This is a genomic window from Paraburkholderia sp. RL17-373-BIF-A (assembly GCF_046030175.1).
Taxonomy (GTDB): domain Bacteria; phylum Pseudomonadota; class Gammaproteobacteria; order Burkholderiales; family Burkholderiaceae; genus Paraburkholderia.
This window is the reverse complement of record NZ_JARESO010000302.1, coordinates 1-985: the sequence shown is the minus strand read 5'-3', so window position 1 is coordinate 985 and position 985 is coordinate 1. Positions and strand designations below refer to the sequence as shown.

Genomic DNA, 985 nt, shown 5'->3' with positions numbered 1-985 from the left:
GTGACTGTGCGACGCTTGGGCGAGGCGCGCTACGGTTTGCGCTGCACGGCGGCCCGGGCAATGGTCTGATGCGCTGCGGGGAATCCCGGCGGATATTCGACCACGCGTGCCGAAGCGGGCACCAGTGGCACGGCCGCGTTCAGCCGCGCGCCGATACGTGCGCCGCCGACGATGGCCGCCATCGCCTGACGATCGAGTTCGACGCTGTCGGTGAGGTCCCTGATGATCAGCTTGGTCATGGTGGCTCCAGGAAAGAAATCGAGCGGCGCGCCGGTGCCATGCGCCGGCCGCCGCTCGGGTGTGTCGTGAAATGTGCTGAGGTCTCCTCGCACTATCAGTATAGGAAATCTGTCTGCCGCTCGCTGGCCGGCGATGATCTGCCGACAGTAATGAGGCCCCCCGGCCCTCGCTACGGCAAGCCGTCACACGTTGGCGTAGTTGGCGCCCCACAGCGACGGGCTGACGTTCAGGTGCAGCGGCACGAAGCCCGCGCCGATCACGCCGACGTTGTTGAGTGCGGCGACGTTGACGTACTGCAGCTGGTTGAGGTTCTGGTTGATCGAGACGTTGACGTTGGCAATGCCGCCAAGGCCGGCGACCGAGGGCAGGCCGGGCACGCTGCTGCCGGTGCCGCCGGCCACCGCCGACATGGCGCGGCGGTCGAGCTCGCGGGTGCCGGACAGATCGCGAATCATGAGGGATGACATGGTGCTTCTCCAAAGGTGCGCGGAAGACGGGGGTAATCGTGGGCAGGCGAAGCGGACCGGCGAACCGGTCGCCTCGCCTGGCCGCGTGTTACACGTGGATGTTGTTGCTCGTGGAGATGTACGGGTTGACCGTCGAGCTGATGCCGGTGGCGAACGCGACGTTGTTGCCGTTGGCGTTCTGCAGGTTCAGTTCGGTGTTGATCAGCTGGGTGGCATCGACCTTCTTGCTGTTGTTCGGAGCAAAGACGGGGCTGAAGTTGAAGTACGACGAGGACGGG

Annotated in this window: 3 protein-coding genes; all 3 read right to left on the bottom strand. The window is 65.4% G+C overall.

The annotated features are described in order from the left end of the window. Positions 1–29: 29 nt before the first annotated feature. Positions 30–239 carry a hypothetical protein gene (locus tag P0D80_RS50525; protein ID WP_132378892.1) on the bottom strand — a complete coding sequence of 70 codons (210 nt, stop codon included), beginning with the start codon at positions 237–239 and terminating at the stop codon, positions 30–32. Positions 240–422: 183 nt separating this feature from the next. Beyond that, entirely contained in the window at positions 423–707 is a 285-nt protein-coding gene (locus tag P0D80_RS50520; RefSeq protein WP_132378884.1) for a hypothetical protein, read from the bottom strand. A gap of 88 nt (positions 708–795) precedes the next feature. Continuing rightward, the coding region (locus tag P0D80_RS50515; RefSeq protein ID WP_408296352.1) for a hypothetical protein at positions 796–985 on the bottom strand (190 nt) is incomplete at its 5' end.

What these genes read in the sequence shown, in the direction of transcription:
- P0D80_RS50520 (WP_132378884.1), bottom strand. Translation starts at nt 707, where the DNA reads ATGTCATCCCTCATGATTCGCGATCTGTCCGGCACCCGCGAGCTCGAC.
- P0D80_RS50525 (WP_132378892.1), bottom strand. Translation starts at nt 239, where the DNA reads ATGACCAAGCTGATCATCAGGGACCTCACCGACAGCGTCGAACTCGAT.